1 protein-coding gene is annotated in these 1409 nt (G+C 65.9%); it reads right to left on the bottom strand.

Annotated elements, in window-relative coordinates; translation table 11 throughout:
• Nucleotides 1–51: 51 nt before the first annotated feature.
• Entirely contained in the window at nucleotides 52–1311 is a 1260-nt protein-coding gene (locus ACPEES_RS23370; RefSeq protein ID WP_435106910.1) for an integrase, read from the bottom strand.
• Between the last annotated feature and the right edge of the window lie 98 nt (nucleotides 1312–1409).

Below are 1409 nucleotides of genomic sequence, written 5' to 3'. Positions count from 1 at the left end.
AGTCCTTTCCAATCCAGAGATGAGCCTGAACGGGCGATGGTGAGAGCGCCATCAGGCGGCCGGAGTTTGGGCCTGATTGATGGTTTTGAATAGCTCGGCTCGGGCGTTGTTGAGCCGGCGAGCGGCTTCATTGTCGCTGATGGCGAAGGCGATTGCATCGAGGGTTTCGAAGGTGACGCCGGGCTTGAGGTAATCGGCGGCCTTGGGCAGCGATCGGAGCCTGTCATAGGGCGTGGCTATATCCTCGTAGCGGTAGTGCTTGCGCTGCCGCCCGCGGGCGTCGACGGTCTCGGTGGGGAACAGGCAGGGGCGGTGGAAGTTGAGATAAGGGGTGAGAGCCTGTTCGGTGAAGGCGTTCACGCGTGTGGCGAAACGGCTGGGGATGTGGGCGTAGCCGAGGTGCTTGCGCACCACCGAGGCGTTTTTCGACTCCACCAGCGCGTTGTCGGTGGTGCGTCGGGCGCGGGACTTGGTGAATTCCTGGACGTGGAGCTTGTCGAGCAGCGTGGCGACGCGGTGGTTGATGTACTCCGAGCCGTTGTCGGCGTGGAAGCCGCGGATGGGGAAGGGGAAGGCATCGAGGAGGGCGGCGAGCACGGGCAAGAGGTGGTTCTCGGCGATGCGCTCGACGGCGCCGACGTACTGGAACTGCGTGACCTCGTCGACGGCGTTGATGACGTACACGCCCTTGATGCCGTCGAGATCGCCCTGATGGACGGAGTCGACGCGCAGGTAGCCCGGACGCCCCTGGGGGTTGGGCTTACGGCGCTCGCCGATGGCCACGCGCGTGGGGCGGGTCTTGTCGACGCGGCCACGGCGGCGCTGGTAGCTCTGGCGGGCGCGCAGGTTGTAGAGATGGCCGTTGGAGATCGCCGCGAGGCGCTCGTAGCGGGCGTCACCGAAGACGTGGTAGGCGCGCTCACAGAGCTTGCGCGTCGCCGGCCCCGAGAGCGTGGCGTGGCGGGCATCGAGCTCGGCGAGCAAGCGCACGTCCGCCTCGGTGTAGCGCCGCGCGAACGGCGCCGCCGGCGCGCCGCGTCGGTCGCGGATGCGCCCGCCATCGACATACTGCCTGATCAGCCGCGTGAGCTGGGCGCGCGAGAAGCCGGTGACCCGGCCAAGGTAGGCGCGCAACAGTCCCTTCTCGCGGCGGTGGCAACGCGGGTAGCCAAAACGCCGTAGCGTCTGCGTGACGAACTCATAGGCCTCGCCCTGGTCGGTGAGCTCGAAACCGAGCGCTTGACTGCCCTCGACAAACGCCTGAATCTGCTCAAAGGTCTGGAGTCCCTGGGTGTGGAGTTTCACGATCATGCTCCTATGATCCCAAACTCCAGACCGCCTTCAGCTCAGGCTCATCTCACTGTGGAATCACGCCCCCCGCTCAGGCTCATGTGTCGTTGGACAAGGCT

The sequence above is a fragment of the Arhodomonas sp. AD133 genome, assembly GCF_051195215.1.
Lineage (GTDB): Bacteria > Pseudomonadota > Gammaproteobacteria > Nitrococcales > Nitrococcaceae > Arhodomonas.
The sequence above is the reverse complement of the archived record's forward strand: the minus strand, read 5'-3'. Positions and strand labels throughout refer to the sequence as shown.